Origin of the sequence: Achromobacter sp. ACM05, from assembly GCF_019218915.1 — a bacterium.
In the GTDB taxonomy this organism is placed as follows: Bacteria; Pseudomonadota; Gammaproteobacteria; order Burkholderiales; family Burkholderiaceae_B; genus Achromobacter; species Achromobacter animicus.
Map to the genome: position 1 here is coordinate 219,649 of NZ_JAHUWQ010000003.1, position 19,213 is coordinate 238,861.

Genomic DNA, 19,213 nt, shown 5'->3' on the forward strand with positions numbered 1-19,213 from the left:
CTCCGCCATGAGGTGAGGGCAGCGCGAGACCCCGAGTCCGACCGCCTGGGAGTAGTGGATGACGCAAGTAAGCAGCAATGTCCGTCGTGTCATGTTGTATGCCTTGGGCGCCTGGACGCTTGCATTGGCGGGATGTGGTGACCGGAACGACGCGGCGGCCGTCACCATTGCGCCGATGAAGGTGTTCGTGATGACCGTCGGCCGCCAGCCGGTCGACCTGAACGTGGACCTGCCCGGGCGGATCGAACCGATTCGCACCGCTGAAGTGCGGGCACGCGTTGACGGCATCGTCGAGAAACTGCTGTACACCGAAGGCAGCGACGTACAGGCCGGCGATCCGCTGTTCCAGATAGACCCCAGCGACTACAAGGCGCAGCTGGCGCAGGCTAACGCCATGCTGCAGCGTGCGCAGGCCGTGCAGAAGAATGCGCGCTCGGTCACGGACCGGTTCCGTCCGCTGGTGCAGCGTCAAGCGGTCAGCGCGCAGGAATACGAAGCCGCGCTGGCGGCGCTGGGGCAGGCGCAGGCCAATGTGGCCGATGCGCAGGCCGCGGTTACGTTGGCGCAGTTGCGGCTGGACCGCTGCACGGTCAGGGCGCCCATCGCCGGTCGCGTGGGCCGCGCGCTGGTCACCGAAGGGGCGTTGGTCAGCGCATCGGCGGCCACGCTGCTGGCGCAGGTCAACCAGTTGTCGCCGATCAGCGCCACGTTCACCAAGTCCAACACCGCCATCATGGACCTGACCGACTACGCGCGCTCCGGCGCGCTGGCGACGGCGGGCAATACGTTTCCGGTGCGGCTTACGCTGGCCAACGGCCGGGAGTTTGGCGAGACCGGGGTCGTGGATTTCGCGGACCTGAGCGTCGACCGGACCACTGGCGCGCAGACCATCCGCGCCCGTTTCGACAACGCCAAGCGTGAGTTGCTGCCCGGGCAGTTCGTCAACGGTCAGATACTTGTCGGGGTGCGCCAGGAGGGCGTCCTGATTCCCGCGCGGGCGGCGCGGCTGAACGGCGATACGGCCACCGTGTTCGTCATCGGGCCCGACAACACGGCGGTGCCCAGGCAGATCGAGGTGGGTGAGCAGATCTCAGGAAGCTGGCTGGTGCGCCGCGGCCTTGAACCAGGGGAGAAAGTGGTCGTGGATGGCTGGCACAAGATAAGGCCAGGCCAACAGGTTGACCCGGTCGAACAGCAAGCCGCGAAACCCTAGCGGAGTCGGTCATGGGCTCATTCTTCGTCTTGCGGCCGGTATTTGCCTGGGTGGTGGCGTTGTTCCTGTTGCTGTTCGGGCTGATCGCGGTGGTGCTGCTGCCGGTGGAGCAGTACCCGAACATCGCGCCGCCTTCGATCACGATCCAGGCGACCTTCCGGGGCGCCGACACCACCACCATCGACCGCACGGTCACCTCGATCATCGAGGAGGAGATGAACGGGGTCGACAACTTCCTGTACATGGCGTCGGTCAGCCGCGCCAACGGCACGTCGCAGATCACGGTGACGCTGCAGCCGGGCACGGACCTGGACGTGGCCCGCAGCCAGGTGCAGGACCGCCTGAGCCGGGTCGAACCCCGGCTGCCGCAGGAAGTCCGCCAGCTTGGCGTGGCGGTGACCAAGGCGTCGTCCGGCTTCCTGATGCTGCTGGCGCTGCAATCGGAAAGCGGCAACGTCAGCGCCGTCGAGATGGGCAATTTCGCGTCCAACAACATCCTCAACGAGCTGCGCCGCATCCGCGGGGTGGGCGACGTGCAGCTGTTCGGCTCGTCTTACGCGATGCGGATCTGGCTGGACGAACGCAAGCTGGCCAGCTTCCAGATGTCGGCCAGCGACGCGATGCGTGCGGTGCAGGAACAGAATGCGCAGACGATCGGCGGATCGCTGGGTGACCTGCCGCTGGCGCGCGGGGCGGACTTCAACGCGCAGATCGTGGCGCAGAGCCGCTTTTCCACGCCCGAGCAGTTCCGGCAGGTCATCCTGCGCGTCAACAACGACGGCTCGTTGGTGCGCCTGGGCGACGTGGCGCGGGTTGAGCTGGGCAACGAAAGCTACAACTTCCGGCTCAGCGTCAATGGCAAGGAGGCTGCCGGCATCGCCATCCAGCTGGCCAACGACGCCAACGCGCTGGACGTGGCACGGCAGGTGCGGCAGCGCATGGCCGAGCTGGAGCCCGTGTTTCCGGCGGGCGTCGGCTGGACGGTGCCGTTCGACACCACGCCCTTCATCACCACGTCCATCAGCTCGGTGCTGGTCACCATGGTCGAGGCGCTGTTGCTGGTCACGGCAATGGTGTTCCTGTTCTTGCAAAGCTGGCGCAGCACGCTGATCCCCACGCTGATCGTGCCGATCGCGCTGATCGGCACCTGCGCGGGCCTGTTCCTGTTTGGCGCGTCCATCAACCTGCTGTCGCTTTTTGGCATGGTGGTGGCGATCGGGGTGCTGAACGATGACGCCATCGTGGTGTCGGAAAACGTCGCGCGGATCATGCAGGACGAGAAGATTTCTGCGCCGGAAGCGACGCGCAAGGCGGTCGGCCAGGTGTGGGGGCCGATCATCGCCAGCACGCTGGTGCTGGTGGCGGTGTTCGTGCCGATGGCGATGTTTCCCGGTTCCAGCGGCGCCATCTACCGCCAGTTTTCCATCACGCTGTCCGTGGCGATCGTGGTGTCGACCGTGCTGGCGCTGTCGCTGGGCGCCGCGTTGTGCGCCACGCTGCTCAAGCTGCCGGACGGCAAGCCGCCCAAGGGCCGGATCTCGAAGGGCAAGCAGTGGGTCTTCGACAAGTTCAATAACGGCTTTGACGCGATGACACGCCAGTACGTGCGCGCGGTCGAACACATGCTGGTGCGGCCCCTGCGCTGGATGCTGATATTCCTGGGCGTCTGCGGCCTGACGGTGTTTCTGTTCTCGCGCCTGCCGGGCGGCTATCTGCCGCTGGAAGATCAAGGCTACTTCTTCGTGTCGTACACCGGCGCGCCCGGCACCACGGCCGACCAGACCGAGGCCGCCGTGCAGCAGGCCGAAAGCCAGCTGCGCCAGTTGCCAGCCGTGCGCAACGTGGCATCGGTGGTCGGGTTCAACTTCTTCGGCCAGGGGCAGACGGCGGCGCTGTCGTTCGTGGACCTGCACCCGTGGAGCGAGCGCACCGATCGGGCCGAGGCCGTCGACGCGCTGGTCGGGCGCAGCAACCTGGCGTTCCGGTCGATTCCGCAGGCGATGATCTTCGCGCTGAATCCGCCGCCCATCCCGTCGATGGGCAACGCGTCGGGCTTTTCCATGAAGGTGCAGGACCGCACTGCGCAGGGCGGCGCGGGTCTGGCCGCCACCGGCGCGGCCATGATCGCGGCCGCTGCGGCCAGCCCCGTGCTGACCGGCGTGCGGCTGGACGGCATGCCGCCGGGACCGCGCCTGTATGTCGAGATCGATCGGGTGCACGCGCGCGCATTGGGGCTGCAGGTCGCGCAGGTCAACCAGGCGCTGACGCTGGCGTTCGGGTCGAACTACGTCAACGACTTCCTGCTCGACGGTTCGGTGCAGCGGGTGTTCATCCAGGCCGAGGCCGACCAGCGCATGCAGCCGCAGGACATTGCCGCCTTGCAGTTGCCGAACAACCGGGGCGAGATGGTGCCGTTCTCGGCGTTTTCGCGGATGCGCTGGATCGACGGGCCGCAGCAGCTGGAACGCTACAACGGCTTTCCGTCCATCACCATCTCGGGCGAGGCCGCCGCCGGCCGCTCCAGCGGCGTGGCGCTGGCCGAGATGGAAGCCATTGCCGGGCGCGTCCTGCCGCAAGGCATCACCTATGAATGGACCGGCACGGCGTACGAAGAACGCCAGGCGGGCAACCAGGTGGCGCTGCTGCTGGGCCTGTCGCTGATCGTGGTGTTCCTGTTGCTGTCGGCGCTCTACGAAAGCTGGTCCGTGCCGGTGTCCGTGCTGCTGATCCTGCCGTTCGGCATTCTGGGCGCGGCCGCGTTCACGCTCGGGCGGGGCATGTCGGCGGACATCTATTTCAATATCGGGCTGGTCACGATCATTGGCCTGGCCGCCAAGAACGGCATCCTGATCGTGGAGTTCGCCTTGAAAGAGGAGCTGGAAGGGCGCGACCGCAAAGAGGCGGTGGTCGATGCCGCCCGGCAGCGTCTGCGCCCCATCATCATGACCAGCATCACCTTCGTGCTGGGCATGCTGCCGCTGGTGCTGGCCACCGGCGCCGGCGCGGCCAGCCGGCAGGCGGTGGGCACCAGCGTGATGGGCAGCATGCTGACCGCCACGCTGTTCGGCGTTTTCTTCACGCCGCTGTTCTACATGGTTGCGCGGCGCTGGTCGGGGCCGCGCAAGAATGCGGCCAAGCCCGGGTCCACGCCTGCTGCCAGCGTTCCGGCCAAGGCCGAAGAGCGGGGAGAGAACCCATGAGGCCGGCGCGCATTGCCATCTTGGCGCTGATGGGCTGGGGGTTGGCCGGCTGCAATTTCGCGCCGGAGCACCGCCAGCCGGAAGTCGCAACGCCCGCCGTGTTTCCCGGCGAGGTCCCGCCGGATGCGGTGGCGGCGCAGGACGTCACGTGGGAGCAGTTCTTCGGCGATCCGCAACTCAAGCGCCTGATCGCCCGGTCGCTGGAACTGAACCAGGATCTGGCCGCAGCCACGGCCCGGATCGAGCAGGCGCGCGCCTTCTACCGCATCGAACGCGCCAACCAGCTGCCGCAACTGGATGCCGGCGCGGCCGCGTCGCGCAACCAGCAGCCGCTGACCGTACTGGATCCGGCGCTGGCGGGGTCGCGGCAGACCGTGCAGTTCAACCAGTTCAGCGCCCAGGTAATGGTCTCGTCCTTCGAGCTGGATTTCTGGGGGCGGATCCGCAACCTGACCGCCTCCGCGTTGCAGCAATACCTGGCGACCGTGGAAGGGCGGAGGGCATTCCGACTGTCGCTGATTGCGAACGTGGCCTCGACCTATTACGACGCCCGGGCGGGCGAGGAAGGCATCGCGCTGGCGCAGCGCACGGTCGAAACCCGCAGCTATGCACTGCGCGTCGCCAAGGACCGGCTGGACGCCGGCGTGACCTCGCTGGTCGACTTCGAGCAGTCGGCCATCCTGCTGACGCAGGCGCAGACCCAGCTCGCTGAGTGGCAGCGCGCCACGGCGGCGCACTGGAACCGTCTGTGGGTGCTGGTGGGCGAAGACCTGCAGCGGGAGATGACCGTTGGGCCGCCGATTGAGGCCGCGGGCCAGTTCGATGCGCTCAGTCCCGGCCTGCCGTCGTCGCTGCTTGTCGTAAGACCCGACATCCGCCAGGCCGAGAACCGCTTGCGCAGCGCCAACGCCAATATCGGCGCCGCGCGTGCAGCCCTGTTTCCGCGCATTGCGCTGACCGGTTCGTTCGGCTATGCCTCCACCGAGCTGTCGGACCTCTTTTCGTCGCCCAGCCAGATCTGGAACATCGGCGCGGGAATCGGATGGCCGATCTTCGATTACGGGCAGCGGCGCGCGGCGGTGGATCTTGCCACGGCGCAGCGCGACGAACTGATCGCCAACTACCGCAAGACGGTGCAGACGGCGTTCAGCGAAGTGGCCACCGCGTTGGAGAACCGCAAGCGCTTCCAGGAGCAGGTGACCGCGCAGGAAACGGCGATCCAGGCGCAGCGCCGCCTGGCCGAGACTGCCGAGCTGCGCTACATGAACGGCATCTCGATCTACCTGGAAGTCGTGGACGCCCGGCGCGGATTGTTCAATGCAGAGCAACAGATGCTGACGCTGCGCGCGTCCCAGCTTCAGAACGGCGTGTCGCTGTATGTCGCGCTGGGGGGCGGGGATGAGCAGCCGCAGGTGGTGATGGCGGGATCGCCGCCGGGCGCGGGGGGGGCGGCAGGCGAACCTGCGGCCAAGGGTTCGCCCGCCATGTCTACCCCCGTTCCGCCGCCCGGCGTGGGAGCGCCCCAGTGAACGCCGGCAAGCCCGGCAGCGCCAGCCCGCGCCCGGGGTGGCGCAGGCTGCGCAAAGCCGTGTTCATCCTTGCCGGCCTTGCCGTGCTGGTCGTCGTCACGCTGATGGGGGTGCGCCTGTACGACATCCAGCAGGGCCCGCCGCTGGCCGCCTGGCACACGTATGTTCCCCAGGAGCTGGACGCCGAACGCCTGGACCACAGCACCTGGGACGATTACCTCGCGCACGAGGACGCGCTTTTCACGCTGGTCCGGCAGAACGTAGGCGACAAGCTGCTGCCGGAGGACAAGGTGGACAGCAACCGCTATTTCGCGGACGCCAAGGTCTACCCCGAACACTTCGCGCACGACTGGAACCGGTCCTTCGTCCTGACGCCGGCGGGAGAGCCGCAGGGCGTGGCCGTGCTGCTGCATGGCCTGACGGATTCGCCGTACAGCCTGCGCCATGTCGCCGCGCATTATCAGTCCGTCGGCTACGTGGCGATCGCCATCCGGATGCCGGGCCACGGCACGGTGCCGGGCGGGCTGACGGACGCGCACTGGGAGGATTGGGCGGCCGCGACGCGTCTGGCGGTGCGCGAAGCGCGGCGCCGGGTGCCCGCACCCAAGCCGCTGCACATGGTGGGCTTTTCCAACGGCGGGGCGCTGGCGCTGATGCACACGCTGGACGCGCTGGACAATCCCAAGCTCGACAAGCCCGACCGCCTGGTGCTGCTGTCGCCGATGGTCGGCATCACGTCGTTCGCGCGCTTTGCGGGCGTGGCCGGGCTGCCCGCCATCCTGCCCGCGTTCGCCAAGGCCGCGTGGCTGAGCATCGTGCCGGAGTTCAACCCGTTCAAGTACAACTCTTTCCCGGTCCACGCGGCGCGCCAGTCGTTCGAACTGACGCAGACGCTGCAGGACAGGCTGGTTGCGCAGCAGCGATCCGGCGGCCTGGAGCGTCTGCCGCCCATCATCACGTTCCATTCGGTGCTGGACTTCACCGTCAGCACGCGCGCGCTGATCAACGCCCTGTATGCGCGCCTGCCCGCCAACGGCAGCGACCTGGTGCTGTTCGACCTGAACCGCGCCACCAAGCTCGGGCCGCTGTTCCGCCGTGGCGTGGCCTGGCAGCTGGCGGGCACGCTGCCAGGGGAAAAGCGCAATTACCGGCTGACGCTCGTCACCAACGCCAGCCCCACGTCCAGCGCCATGATCGAGCGCGTCATCGAGCCGAACGCGACCGCGGTCGTGGAACGCGCCATCGGCATGGACTACCCGCGCGAGGTCTATTCGCTGTCGCACGTGGCGCTGCCGTTCCCGACGGACGACGCGCTGTACGGCACGCACCCGGACAACATCGAGGAATTCGGCATCAGCCTGGGCGCCATGTCCATGCGCGGCGAGGTCGGGGCTTTCGTGATCGGCATGGATACGCTGACCCGGCTGACCTCCAATCCGTTCTATGCCTATCTGGTCAAGCGCGTTGATGGGGTGATACCAAGATGATGTCTTTCGCACTGTCCGGCATTTTCGCCATCCTGCTGCTGGGGCTGTTGTACCTGGCCAGCCCGGTGTTCGTGCCGTTGACGTTCGCGCTGTTCGTGATCTGCCTGGTCGCGCCGCTGCGCCAGTACCTGGGCCGCAAGATGCCCGCGCCGCTCGCGGCGATCCTGGCGTTGGTGGTGACGCTGGTCGTGTCGGTGGTGTTCCTGTCGCTGGCGGCATGGGGCTTCAGCCTGGTCGCGCAGTGGGTCATGGCCAACGCTGCGCGCTTCCAGCGCCTGTTCACGGTAGAGACCGAAACGCTGCACCCGCACGGCGCGATGGCGATCCAGATGTTCCAGGACAGCTTCAACGTGTCATGGCTGGTGCGGGCGATCCAGGAAGTGGCGCTGCGGATCAACAGCATGCTGGGCATGATCTTCATCGCCTTCGTGTTCATTGCGCTGGGGCTGTTCGAACTGGACGAGGCGCCGGCGCGGCTGACCCGCCTGCTGGGCGAGGCAAGGGCGCAGCGCTGGATGGCGGTCGCACGCGAGGTGGCGAGCAAGCTGCGCTGGTACATGGTGATCCGCACCATCGCCAGCGTGCTGACGGGTGTGACCGTCTGGCTGTTTGCGATCTACGCCGGGCTGGAGCTGGCGACCGCCTGGGGCGGGCTGGCGTTCCTGCTGAACTACATCCCGTTTCTCGGACCGCTGGTGGCGACGGTGTTTCCGGCGTTCTTCGCGTTCGTGCAATACGGATCGTTGCAGACGAGCATTCTGGTGCTGGTGGTCTTGAACTGCATCCAGATCGTCTACGGCTGCTATCTGGAACCCCGGCTGGCCGGCAGCGCGTTTTCGCTGTCGCCGCTGATGGTGATGTTTGCGGTGTTTTTCTGGGGGTTGGTGTGGGGCATACCGGGCACGTTCATCGGCGTGCCGCTTCTTATCACGATGACCACGGTGTACGGCGCCAGCCGCAGTTTGCGCGTTACCCGCGGCTGAGCCGGCCGTCCCGGGCAGCATCCGGGACGGCGGCCGACCTGCTCACGTCTTTGCTCAATACTGGAGGTGCATGATGGAAAGCAGTACTCCCAAGAAGCTTGGATTGCTTGCCCTGACGGGCATGGTGGTGGGGTCGATGATCGGCGCCGGGATCTTTTCGCTGCCCCGGACCTTTGGCGGGGCAACGGGCGTGGTTGGGGCGGTGATCGCCTGGATCATCGCGGGCGCGGGCATGTACACGCTGGCCCGTGTGTTCCAGGCGCTGGCCGAGCGCAAGCCCGACCTGGACGCGGGCGTCTTTGCGTATGCCAAGGCCGGGTTTGGCAATTACCTGGGCTTTCTGTCCGCGTTTGGATACTGGATCGGCAGCTGCATCGGCAACGTGTCGTATTGGGTGCTGATCAAATCGACGCTCGGCGCCTTCTTTCCCGTCTTTGGCGACGGCAACACGGTCATCGCAATCGCTGTGGCGTCCGTGGGCATCTGGATGTTCCACTTCATGATCCTGCGCGGGGTGCAGCAGGCGGCGTTCATCAATGCCGTGGTGACCGTGGCCAAGATCATCCCGATCGTGGTGTTCATCATCGTGCTGTTCGTGGCCTTCAAGGTTGACCTCTTCCGCATCAATTTCTGGGGCGACATGAGCGGCTACAGCCTGTTCGAGCAGGTGAGGCGAACCATGCTGGTGACGGTCTTCGTCTTCCTGGGCATCGAGGGCGCGAGCGTTTATTCCCGCTTCGCGTCGAAGCGTTCGCACGTGGGGGTGGCCACGCTGATCGGGTTTGTGACCGCGCTGCTGCTGATGGTGCTGGTGTCTCTGCTGCCCTATGCCGCCATGCAACAGACCGACATCGCGGCGCTGCGCCAGCCGTCCATGGCCGGCGTGCTGGAGTCGGTGGTGGGGCCGTGGGGCGCCGTATTCGTCAGCGTCGGTCTGCTGATCTCGGTGCTGGGCGCGTATCTGGCCTGGTCGCTGATCTGCGCCGAAGTGATGCACGCGGCAGCAAAGACGGAAGACATGCCGCGCGCGTTCGCCCGCGAGAACAAGAACGGCGTGCCGGTCGTCGCGCTGTGGGTGACCAACATCATCGTGCAGCTTTTCGTCATCAGCACGTACTGGTCACGCGATGCATTTTCGCTGATGCTCAGCCTGACCAGCGCGATGTCGCTGATTCCGTACCTGCTGGTCGCGGGTTTCGGCTGGCTGCTCGCCAAGCGCGGCGAAACCTATGTCGGCGGCAAGGACCAGAAGCGCGATCTCACACTTGCCAGCATCGCGGCCGTCTATACGCTTTTCATGATCTTCGCCGGCGGCTTGAAGTTCCTGCTGTTGTCGGCGCTGTTGTATGCACCCGGGTCGGTCCTGTACTTCTGGGCCCGGCGTGAGCAGGGCCGGAAATTCTTCACCGGCTGGGAGTTGGTCGTTTTCATCGTGGCATGCGTCGGAGCCCTGGCCGCCATCGTGGGCCTGATCTACGGCTGGATTGCCATCTAACGTCTGGGAGCTAGTCATGGCTGATACCGAGGAATTTGGAGTCCATTCAGAAGTCGGGCAATTGCGCACGGTGATGGTCTGCGCGCCAGGACGCGCCCACGAAAGATTGACGCCCTCCAATTGTGATGCGCTGCTGTTTGACGATGTCATGTGGGTCGACAACGCGAAACGCGACCATTTCGACTTCATGACGAAGATGCGGGACCGCGGCGTGGACGTCGTGGAAATGCACAACCTGCTGGCCGAAACGGTCGCGATACCTGAAGCGAAGAAGTGGATCCTGGACAACCAGGTCGTGGCGAACCAGGTTGGCCTGGGCCTGCTCGACGAGATCCGCAGCTACCTGGACGGCTTGCCGGCGCGCAAGCTGGCCGAGACCTTGATCGGCGGGCTGTCGACCGAGGAGTTCCCCGAGTCGATCGGCGGCGAACAGCTCACGCTCATCAAGGAAGCCGCCGGCGTCACGGAGTACCTGCTGCCGCCGCTGCCCAACACGCTGTACACGCGTGATACGACCTGCTGGATCTATGGCGGCGTCACGCTCAATCCGCTTTATTGGCCCGCGCGGCACGAAGAGACGATCCTGACGTCGTCCATCTACAAGTTCCATCCGCGCTTTGCCGGCAAGGTGAACGTCTGGTGGGGCGACCCCACCGCCGACCATGGACTGGCCACGCTGGAGGGCGGCGACGTCATGCCCATCGGCAACCGGACGGTGATGATCGGCATGAGTGAACGCACGTCGCGCCAGGCCATCAGCCAGCTGGCGGCCAGCCTGTTCGCCAAGAATGCGGCAGACCGGGTGATCGTGGCGGCCATGCCCAAGCTGCGGGCGGCCATGCACCTGGACACCGTGCTGACCTTTGCCGACCGCGATTGCGTGCTGATGTATCCCGACATCGTCAACAACATCCAGGCGTTCTCCTACCGGCCGGGCAGCGCGCCGGGGTCGCTGGAGCTGCACAAGGACAAGGGGTCGCTCGTGGACGTGATCGGCGAGGCGTTGGGCATCAAGAAGATGCGCGTCGTCGAGACCGGCGGCAACGCCTATCTGCGCGAGCGCACGCAGTGGGACAGCGGCGCCAACCTGGTCTGCATCTCGCCCGGGGTCGTGCTGGCGTATGACCGCAATGTCTACACCAACACGCTCTTGCGCAAGGCGGGGATCGAGGTCGTCACCTTTGTCGGCGCCGAACTGGGCCGGGGCCGCGGCGGCGGGCACTGCATGACGTGCCCGATTTCGCGGGATCCCGCCTAGCGGCGCACTGCCGCGCGCGGCCATCCCTGAAAAGGGCGGCCGCGCGGGCGCGCAACCACCGGATCGCTTTCAGGAGAAGAACGTGAGCGGGGAAACTGCCAAACTTTCTCGCATGGCGCTGGCCGCCATGGTGGTGGGATCGATGGTGGGCGCGGGAATCTTTTCGCTGCCCAGCGTCTTTGCGCGCAATACCGGGCCGGTGGGCGGCCTGGTGGCCTGGGCCATTGCTGGCACGGGCATGTTGACGCTGGCGATGGTGTTCCAGTTCCTGTCGCGCCGGCGCCCCGATCTGGACGCCGGCATCTTCGCGTATGCCAAGGCCGGATTCGGGCTGTATCTGGGCTTTCTGGCCGCGCTGGGCTACTGGACGGCCGCCTGCCTGGGCAACGTCAGTTATTTCGTCATCTTCAAGGGAACGCTGGGCGCCGTCCTGCCGTTCTTCGGCGACGGCGATACCGTGGCCGCCGTGCTGGTGTCGTCGGTGCTGCTGTGGTCCACCCATTTCCTGATCCTGCGGGGCATCCGGCAGGCGGCGGGCATGAACACGGTCGTGACCATCGCCAAAGTCGTGCCCATCGCCATCTTCATTGTCTTCGCCGCGTTTGCCGTGGACCTGGACGTGCTGCGCGCCAACATTGCCGAAGGGCTCAGCGGCGGGGGCAAGGGCAGTCTTTTCGAACAGGTGCGCAACACGATGCTGGTCACGGTGTTCGTGTTCCTGGGCGTGGAGGGCGCCAGCGTCTATTCCCGCTACGCCAAGCGCCGCGAGGACGTAGCGGTGGCGACAATCGTCGGGTTCCTGCTGGTGCTGGCGCTGCTGGTGCTGGTGACGATGCTGTCGTATGGCGTGCTGCCGCGCGCGGAACTGGCCTCGCTGCGCAACCCGTCCATGGCGGGCGTGCTGCGGGCGGCGGTCGGGCCGTGGGGCAGCATGCTGGTCAGCGTGGGGCTGATGGTGTCGGTGGCGGGCGCCTACCTGGCGTGGATCCTGCTGGCCGCCGAAGTGCTGCGCGCCGCGGCGGGCGCGGGCATCATGCCGTCGTTTCTGGGCCGGGAAAACCGCCACGGCGTGCCGGCTGCGGCGCTGTGGCTCAGCAACGGCATCGTGCAGCTCTTTCTGATCGTCACGCTCTTCACCGAGGACACCTTCGTGCTCCTGAAGAACATGGCCAGTTCGATGAGCCTGATTCCGTACTTCTTCGTGGCGGCGTTCGGCCTGATGCTGGCGCTGCGGGGCGAAACCTATGACGGCTGGAGCCGGCGCCGCAAGATCGAGCTGGGGCTGGCGGTCGCGGCCACGGTCTATGCGGCCGGGCTGGTGTATGCGGGCGGTTTCCGGTATTTCGTCCTGTCTTGCGTCATCTACGCGCCGGGCACCATTCTTTTCCTGATATCGCGCCGCGAGCAGCGCGGCAACATCTTCGCGCCGTACGAGTGGCCGATCCTGCTGCTTGTGCTGGTGTCCTGCGGCATCGGCGTGTGGGCGATCAGCACGGGCAATACGGCGTTCTAGCCGAAAGGGGCAGGGGGGCAGCACGGCAATGAGCAGCGAACTGGCGATTGTCCTCACCATCCTTTGTGCGGCCGTCGTGCTGTTCGTCATCGGGCGGCCGCGGTCGGATGCCGTCGCGCTGCTGGTCATGCTGCTGCTGCCGCTGAGCGGCACGGTGACCTACCGCGAGGCGCTGGACGGGTTCTCGAATCCCGCCATCATCCTGATCGCGTGCCTCTTCGTGGTCGGCGAGGGGCTGGTGCGGACCGGGGTAGCGCAGGCCGTCGGCGATCTGCTGCTGCGGCACGGCGGCAAGAGCGAGGGCTGGCTGGTGTTGCTGGTGATGGGGGCGGTCGGCGCGATGGGCGCCGTGATGAGCTCCACGGCCGTCGTGGCCATCTTCATCCCCATCGTGCTGCGGATCGCGCGCAAATCCGGCATGGCGGCCCGGCGGATCCTGATGCCGATGGGCGCGGCGGCGGCGATCAGCGGCATGCTGACGCTGGTGGCGACCACGCCGAATCTGGTGCTCAATAGCGCGCTCGGTTATGCGGGCTACGAGGGTTTCGGCTTTTTCGACTTCACGCCGATCGGGATCGTCGTCCTGGCGGGCGGCGTCACCTACATGCTGTTCGCGCGCAAGCTCATCGACGCGGGCCAGGGGCCGCGCGCGCTGAACCGGCCCAGCCTGGGCGACTGGGCGACCAAATATTCGCTGCAGAACCGGGCATGCCGCCTGCTGGTGCAGACCGACTCGGACCTGGTGGGACGCCAGCTCGGACTGTGGGCGGGCGAACTCGGCAAGGCAGCATTCGTCATCGCCATCGAGCGCAACACGCGGTTCGCGCGGGCCGTCATGCGCGCGACGGCGGACGACGTGCTGGAGGCGGGCGACATCCTGCTCCTGGACAGGGATGCAGAGGGGTTCGATATCGACGGCTTTTGCAGCCGGCATCACCTGCGGCGGCTGGAGATGTCCGGCGTGTACTTCACGGATCAGGCCCGTGATGTGGGCATGGTGGAGGTCATCATCCCGTCGGAATCGCGGCTGGACGGCGCGAATGCGCGCGATTCCGTGGTGCTGGGGCGGCATGGACTTTTCGTCGTGGGCCTGTGGCGCGGCAAAGAGGCCAAGCGCGACCTGCCCGACGTGAAGATGCGCGTGGGCGATACGTTGCTGGTGGTCGGGCCGTGGGCGGGCATTTTTTCCCTGCAGGCCGAAGAGCACGATCTGGTCAGCCTGGCGATGCCGGTCGAAGCCGATTCGCTGGTGCCGGTGCCCAACCGCGCCATCCACGCGCTGCTCTCGCTGGCGACGGTGGTGTTCCTGATGCTGACCGACTGGGTGCCCAACGTGATGGCGGGGCTGATCGGCGCCCTGATGATGGGCCTGTTCGGCTGCGTGACGCTGGACGTGGCGTACCGGTCGATCAACTGGCGGGCGCTGATCCTGATCGTGGGCATGCTGCCGTTTGCGCTGGCGCTCAAGCGCAGCGGCGGCGTGGATCTGGCCGCGCAGTTCCTGCTGCACTATTCGGGCGATTGGGGCATCTACGGCCAGTTGGCGCTGGTGTTCGTGGCGACGGTGACGCTGGGCGTGGTGGTCTCCGGCACCGCGACCGCCGTGCTGATGGGCCCGGTCGCCATCAGCATCGCCGAAAGCCTGCACGCGTCTCCCTATGCATTTGCGATGACGGTGGCCATTGCGTCGTCGGCGGCGTTCATGTCGCCGGTGTCTACGCCGTCCAATGCGCTGGTCAGCGTGGCGGGCGGTTTCGGGTTTGCCGACTATCTGAAGATCGGGACACCACTTGCTGTGTTTTCGCTGGTGGTCAGCGTGCTGCTGATTCCGATCCTGTTTCCGTCCTGAGGGCGGATGACCCCATCCGGAGGTTCGATCATGTTTGTCAGGACTGGCATTGCATTCACGGCGGCATCGCTGCTTCTTGGCGCTTCGCTGGCGCATTCTCATAGCTTGCCTGCGGCGCCGGATGCCACGGCGCCGCCGCCGACCGCGCAGGCCGCGGCGGATTCGCGGATTTTGTTTGAAAACGTGCGCATCTTCGACGGCGTGTCCGGCGACCTGAGCCCGGCGAGCAGTGTTCTGGTTCACGGCAACGTCATCGAGAAAGTGTCGCGGGACAAGATCGCGGCAGACGGCGCCCGCGTCATCGATGGCGGCGGCCGCACGCTGATGCCCGGGCTGATCGACATGCATTGGCACAGCATGTTCGTGGGCGTGCCGCTGGCGGTGGCGATGACGCAGGATCCCACTTACCTGAACATCGTCGCGGGCGTCGAGGCAAAGAAGACGCTGATGCGCGGCTTCACCACGGTGCGTGACCTGGGCGGCTCGGCCTTCAGCCTGAAGCTGGCGGTGGACCAGGGCGTGATCCCCGGTCCGCGCATCTATCCGTCCGGCGCGATGATCAGCGTGACCAGCGGGCATGGTGACTTCCGCTCGATGGCGGACCTGCCGCGCACCCTGGGCGCGCCGGGCTCGCGGCACGATCTGTCCGGCGATAGCACGATCGCCGACAGCCCCGACGAAGTGCGCCTTCGCACGCGCGAACAGCTCATGCAGGGCGCGACGCAGATCAAGCTGACCGGCGGTGGAGGGGTGTCGTCACCGCACAGCCCGCTGGACGTGGTGACGTTCACCGAACCGGAGTTGCGCGCGGCGGTGGATGCCGCGACGGACTGGGGTACGTATGTGGCGGTGCACGCCTACACGCCCACCGCCATCCAGCGCGCCATCAAGGCGGGCGTGCAGAGCATCGAGCACGGCAGCATGATGGACGAGGAAACGGCCGAGCTAATGGCGCGCGCGGGCGTGTGGCTGAGCACGCAGCCCTTTCCGGACGAACTGGCCGACGCCTTTCCGCGAGGATCGGATCAATGGCAAAAGGCGCAGGAGGTCTTTGCCGGGACCGACCGGACCTACCAGCTGGCGATCAAGCACAAGCTCAAGACCGCGTTCGGCACGGACATCCTGTTTTCAAGCCAGTTGGCCGAGCAGCAGGGCCGCATCCTGGCAAGCCTGACGCGGTGGTACACGCCGGCGCAGACGCTCATCATGGCAACCGGCACGAACGCGGAGCTGCTGAAACTGTCGGGCAAGCGCAACCCCTACCGCGGCGATCTGGGTGTCGTGCGCGAAGGCGCGCTTGCCGACCTGCTGCTGGTCGATGGCGACCCGATCCAGGACATCAAGCTGATCGGCGATCCGGACAAGAACTTCCTGGTCATCATGAAGGATGGCGTCATCTACAAGGATGCAGTGCCCGTCCGTTGAGCGAGGCGTCCGCTGGCGGGGCTCGCGGAGTTCCGGCGCGTGACGCATGGCCGAGGCCGGCGTTCCCTAGACGGAGCCGTGGACCAGGCTCATTCAGGCGCGATGCCGGGTACACCCTGCCGGATGTTGCGGGAGAATTCGGCCGGGTCGGTGGTGGCGCGGGCGCGGTCCGTATAGCGGCCGCGGCGCCGGTACTCTGCGGCGCTGCCGGCCCCGCGCAGGGCGTCCAGCTTGTACAGGTATTCCGGCAGGTAGCCTGACAGAAGCTGGCGGTAATCCATCGGCAATCCGGGCACGATGCGCCGGGCCATCTGGAAGACGATGGTGGTGCAGTTTGCCGTGAGCGTGTGATAGAAGCGGGGTGTTGTCCGGAGGCGGTTGGCGGCGTCGACGTAGGCTACGAAGAGTTCGCGCTCCGCGCCCTCGGGCATGTGGATACGGTACAGGTAGCTGTCTTCGCCGCGCACGTTGGTGCGCACCCGCAGGCTGTCCGCTTCGGTCGAGGCGATCACGCTCAGTTCGTACTGCTTGAAAAATCCGCCGATCTCGGAAAACCGGTCGCCCTGCTTGCGCCGGATTTCAACCGAGAACACCACGTGATCGTCGTCGCCAAACCCGAACGACACCAGCGCGTGGGCGATGGCGGGACGGCCCCAATACGACAGGGCCACGTCCACCGATTGCAGCGTGTCCAGCGCATAACGACGGGTTTCCCAGCGGGGCGTGAAGTCGGTGCGCGAACGCCAGTCGAAGTTGCGTACGTTGTGCAGCGTGACGGTGTTGCCATTGACGACGCCGTGGGTTTGGCGGGCGACTTCGGCAAGCCAGGGGCGGTCGTTGGACGGGCGGATGCGCAGCCACCACACGAGCAGAACGGCTAGCGCCGCGCCATGCAGAACCAGGCCCGGCCACCAACGCGGCCATACCAGCCCGGCGATGGCCGCCAATGCCAACATCACCCACGCCAGCACTGCGACCAATTTCCATGCCGATGAAAGCGGCGCGCGGATCCACAATGCCAGCGCACCCCAGCCCGTTTCCAGCGCAATGGCGATGCCCAGCAGGATGGAAACCGTCATTGCGCTCCTTGGACGGCGGTTGCGCCGCGCACTGCAATCAGAAGGTGCCTACCGTGACCAGTTGGTCGGACTCGAACATGGCGGCCGGGGAGATGATGGGTTCTTCCCACGGAATGTTCTTGCCGTAGCGTTCCCGCATCTTGGCCTGCACGGCAGGCGAGGCGAGATCGAAGCTTTTCAGCGGCGCCAGCGCGCCGACCTTCACGCCCAGTACGCGCTGATAGATTTTCCACACCAGTTCGGAGCAGTAGATCTGATCGTCCGACCAGGCGAATACCAGATCGTAGGGCTTGCCGACGTAAGCGGCGCCCGCCTTCGCCAGCCGATCGCGCGCGTCGGGCGTCAGCAGGGAAGTGTCGCGCAGCCGCTTGACGACGTAATGGCCGCGCTCGCCTTGCGCGGTCCATTGAGAGAGGGGGGTGTAGCTGACGCGCGCCGCGGCCTCAAGCACGTAGGGCTGGCCTTGGCGCGTCACGATCATGCCCATGTGGCTGTAGGGCGAGTGCGTGGCTTGCTGGATGGCCAGGCTTTGCGCTGACCGGGACTGCTGGAACACCATGTCGCCCGTCTGGATGTCGGGCGCGGCGGCGGCGGCCATGGACAGCGTTGACAGCGCCGCCAGCGCTGCCGTACAGACCTTTGCCGCCAGCCTCACGGGCGCGCCCGCCCGGTCGCAGGCGTCTGCTTTTTGGCGCGCGGTTTGGCCGCGGGTTTTTCTTCCTTGGGCGGCGTGTCGAACTCTTGTTTGTTGCGTTCGCCGCGTGGCGTGTTTTCGGGGTGGGGTTTGGGAAATGCCCAGGGCTTCGTTTTCTGATCCATTGCATGTACTCCTTGCACAGGCGGAACAGTAGCATTAGCCGGCGGCCCTGGGTAAGTGAGGGTTGACGTCAATATTCATCACATCGTGATATGAAGGCGGAAAATGTCCGCCGCGCGTCATTTGGTCTTGGGTATTTCGCCGACCCAGATGCGGTCGAACTGCTCGCGGACCCGGCGCGCCCAGTCGTCGATGGCGCTTTGCACGTCGGCGGCGGTGGGCTTGCGGTTTTCCGGCAAATTGCTGCCTGTGACTGCGCCCAACGACGCGATCAGCAATTGGTTGGTGGTGGCATCGCGCGCCGATGCTTCGATCAGCAGCCGCGCCGACTGGTCGCGCAGGCCTGCAGCCTTGGCAGTCTGGCCCAGCACATAACCAATGGGCACATACTCGCCGGGCCGCGGATCGCGGTCGTTGCGGAAGGTGCCGGTGATGGCGGCGCGCAGCCGCACCGAGCGCGGGGCTGGCGCGGAGATCAGCTGATAGCCCGCCTGCGTGAACTCCCGGCGCAGGGCCGCGTTCATGTAGGCCAGCACGCGCTGGCGCATCTCGGCGTCGTCACGGAAGTCCAGCTCGTCCGGCCGGTCGCCCGGAATGTAGGTGACGTCTTCCATGAGCAGCTTCTTGTCGAACTGGCTGCCGATCGGCGGACCCGGCCTGACCCAGATGCGGCCGCCGCTCCAATTGGGATCCTGCTGAAGCTGGCTTTGCGGTTCGCCGAGCGCGGTGGAATAGTCCTTGGCCTTGGGCAAATTGGTGCAGCCGGCCAGTCCGATGAGCGCGCAGCAGGCCGCGCGCAGTGCGAGGTTGGGCTTCATGGCTTTTTCCCTTGTCAGAAAAACGGCGCCCGCGGCAGGCAGGCGCAAAACCGGCACGATCCTTGCTGGGAATTATCTGCCTGAACCGCGGCGCGGCGCGGCAATTTTTTCGCTCGCGCAATGCATCGCTGCGTCGCCGCCACATCATCCATCTGGCCACGCGAAAACGCTGTCTCGCTGGTGTTTGCCAGCGCTACGATTGGCCTGTGCACATAGAAGGGGGAGAGTATCTATGGACACCGCCAACGAATGGTATGCCGCCGTCAAGGAATGGCAGCGGGCACGTGACGAACTGACCGACGCAATCGCTGCAATCCAGTGGCCCAATCCCACGGCAGGGTGCCTGGAAAACTACGACCGCGCTTTCGCGCATGAAACGCAGGCTCGCGAGCGCATGAACGCGGCGTACGGTCGATCCCGGCAATAGGGCAAGCCGGGCACGGGCGGTGTTCCGGGTGTGCGCCGCGCATGGCTCCATGAAAGGCAGGTTGTGTGGCTCTTTCAGTGGTGCCACGCGCGCGGTATGTTGTCGGTTTCCGTCCTACTG

Annotated in this window: 15 protein-coding genes; 11 read left to right on the top strand and 4 right to left on the bottom strand. The window is 66.2% G+C overall.

Annotated elements, in window-relative coordinates; all coding sequences use genetic code 11:
- Positions 1-58 precede the first annotated feature (58 nt).
- The 10 genes from KW836_RS19340 to KW836_RS19385 all read left to right on the top strand — a co-directional run bounded on the left by KW836_RS19340 (position 59) and on the right by KW836_RS19385 (position 15,952).
- Positions 59-1,213, top strand: coding sequence for an efflux RND transporter periplasmic adaptor subunit (locus KW836_RS19340; protein WP_175124301.1), 1,155 nt, complete (start codon positions 59-61; stop codon positions 1,211-1,213).
- 11 nt (positions 1,214-1,224) lie between these two features.
- Positions 1,225-4,413 (top strand): multidrug efflux RND transporter permease subunit, encoded by a 3,189-nt coding sequence (locus KW836_RS19345; RefSeq protein ID WP_239215523.1) that lies wholly within the window; start codon positions 1,225-1,227, stop codon positions 4,411-4,413.
- Positions 4,410-5,942: an efflux transporter outer membrane subunit gene (locus KW836_RS19350; RefSeq protein WP_175138639.1), complete on the top strand. Its 1,533-nt coding sequence runs from the start codon at positions 4,410-4,412 to the stop codon at positions 5,940-5,942. Before KW836_RS19345 ends, KW836_RS19350 begins: the two co-directional genes overlap by 4 nt.
- Positions 5,939-7,429: a carboxylesterase gene (locus KW836_RS19355; protein ID WP_175138638.1), complete on the top strand. Its 1,491-nt coding sequence runs from the start codon at positions 5,939-5,941 to the stop codon at positions 7,427-7,429. Before KW836_RS19350 ends, KW836_RS19355 begins: the two co-directional genes overlap by 4 nt.
- A complete protein-coding gene (locus KW836_RS19360; protein ID WP_175138637.1) occupies positions 7,426-8,412 on the top strand; it encodes an AI-2E family transporter in 987 nt (328 codons plus the stop codon). Before KW836_RS19355 ends, KW836_RS19360 begins: the two co-directional genes overlap by 4 nt.
- Positions 8,413-8,485: 73 nt before the next feature.
- Positions 8,486-9,907, top strand: coding sequence for a basic amino acid/polyamine antiporter (locus KW836_RS19365; RefSeq protein WP_218344458.1), 1,422 nt, complete (start codon positions 8,486-8,488; stop codon positions 9,905-9,907).
- 16 nt (positions 9,908-9,923) lie between these two features.
- Positions 9,924-11,165: an arginine deiminase gene (gene arcA / locus KW836_RS19370; protein ID WP_175124296.1), complete on the top strand. Its 1,242-nt coding sequence runs from the start codon at positions 9,924-9,926 to the stop codon at positions 11,163-11,165.
- An 82-nt stretch (positions 11,166-11,247) separates the two neighbouring features.
- Positions 11,248-12,678 (top strand): basic amino acid/polyamine antiporter, encoded by a 1,431-nt coding sequence (locus KW836_RS19375; RefSeq protein ID WP_370633050.1) that lies wholly within the window; start codon positions 11,248-11,250, stop codon positions 12,676-12,678.
- Positions 12,679-12,706: 28 nt separating this feature from the next.
- Positions 12,707-14,527 carry an SLC13 family permease gene (locus KW836_RS19380; RefSeq protein WP_218344459.1) on the top strand — a complete coding sequence of 607 codons (1,821 nt, stop codon included), beginning with the start codon at positions 12,707-12,709 and terminating at the stop codon, positions 14,525-14,527.
- 30 nt (positions 14,528-14,557) lie between these two features.
- Entirely contained in the window at positions 14,558-15,952 is a 1,395-nt protein-coding gene (locus KW836_RS19385) for an amidohydrolase family protein (RefSeq protein ID WP_255595989.1), read from the top strand.
- Between the two features lie 89 nt (positions 15,953-16,041).
- On the opposite strand, the gene KW836_RS19390 is transcribed toward KW836_RS19385, so the two are convergent.
- From KW836_RS19390 to KW836_RS19405, 4 genes are all read right to left on the bottom strand, one after another.
- Positions 16,042-17,031, bottom strand: a complete 990-nt coding sequence (locus tag KW836_RS19390) for a DUF4105 domain-containing protein (protein ID WP_218344460.1) — start codon at positions 17,029-17,031, stop codon at positions 16,042-16,044.
- Between the two features lie 37 nt (positions 17,032-17,068).
- Entirely contained in the window at positions 17,069-17,686 is a 618-nt protein-coding gene (locus KW836_RS19395) for a YiiX family permuted papain-like enzyme (protein WP_370633052.1), read from the bottom strand.
- Positions 17,683-17,850, bottom strand: coding sequence for a hypothetical protein (locus KW836_RS19400; RefSeq protein ID WP_174245436.1), 168 nt, complete (start codon positions 17,848-17,850; stop codon positions 17,683-17,685). Before KW836_RS19400 ends, KW836_RS19395 begins: the two co-directional genes overlap by 4 nt.
- Positions 17,851-17,967: 117 nt before the next feature.
- Complete coding sequence (locus KW836_RS19405) at positions 17,968-18,666, bottom strand: DUF3313 domain-containing protein (protein ID WP_175138635.1); 699 nt, start codon at positions 18,664-18,666, stop codon at positions 17,968-17,970.
- A 232-nt stretch (positions 18,667-18,898) separates the two neighbouring features.
- Here KW836_RS19405 and KW836_RS19410 point away from each other — a divergent pair, with 232 nt between their 5' ends.
- The gene (locus KW836_RS19410) at positions 18,899-19,093 is read left to right on the top strand and encodes a hypothetical protein (RefSeq protein ID WP_175124291.1); all 195 of its coding nucleotides are present in this window, start codon (positions 18,899-18,901) and stop codon (positions 19,091-19,093) included.
- Positions 19,094-19,213: the final 120 nt, after the last annotated feature.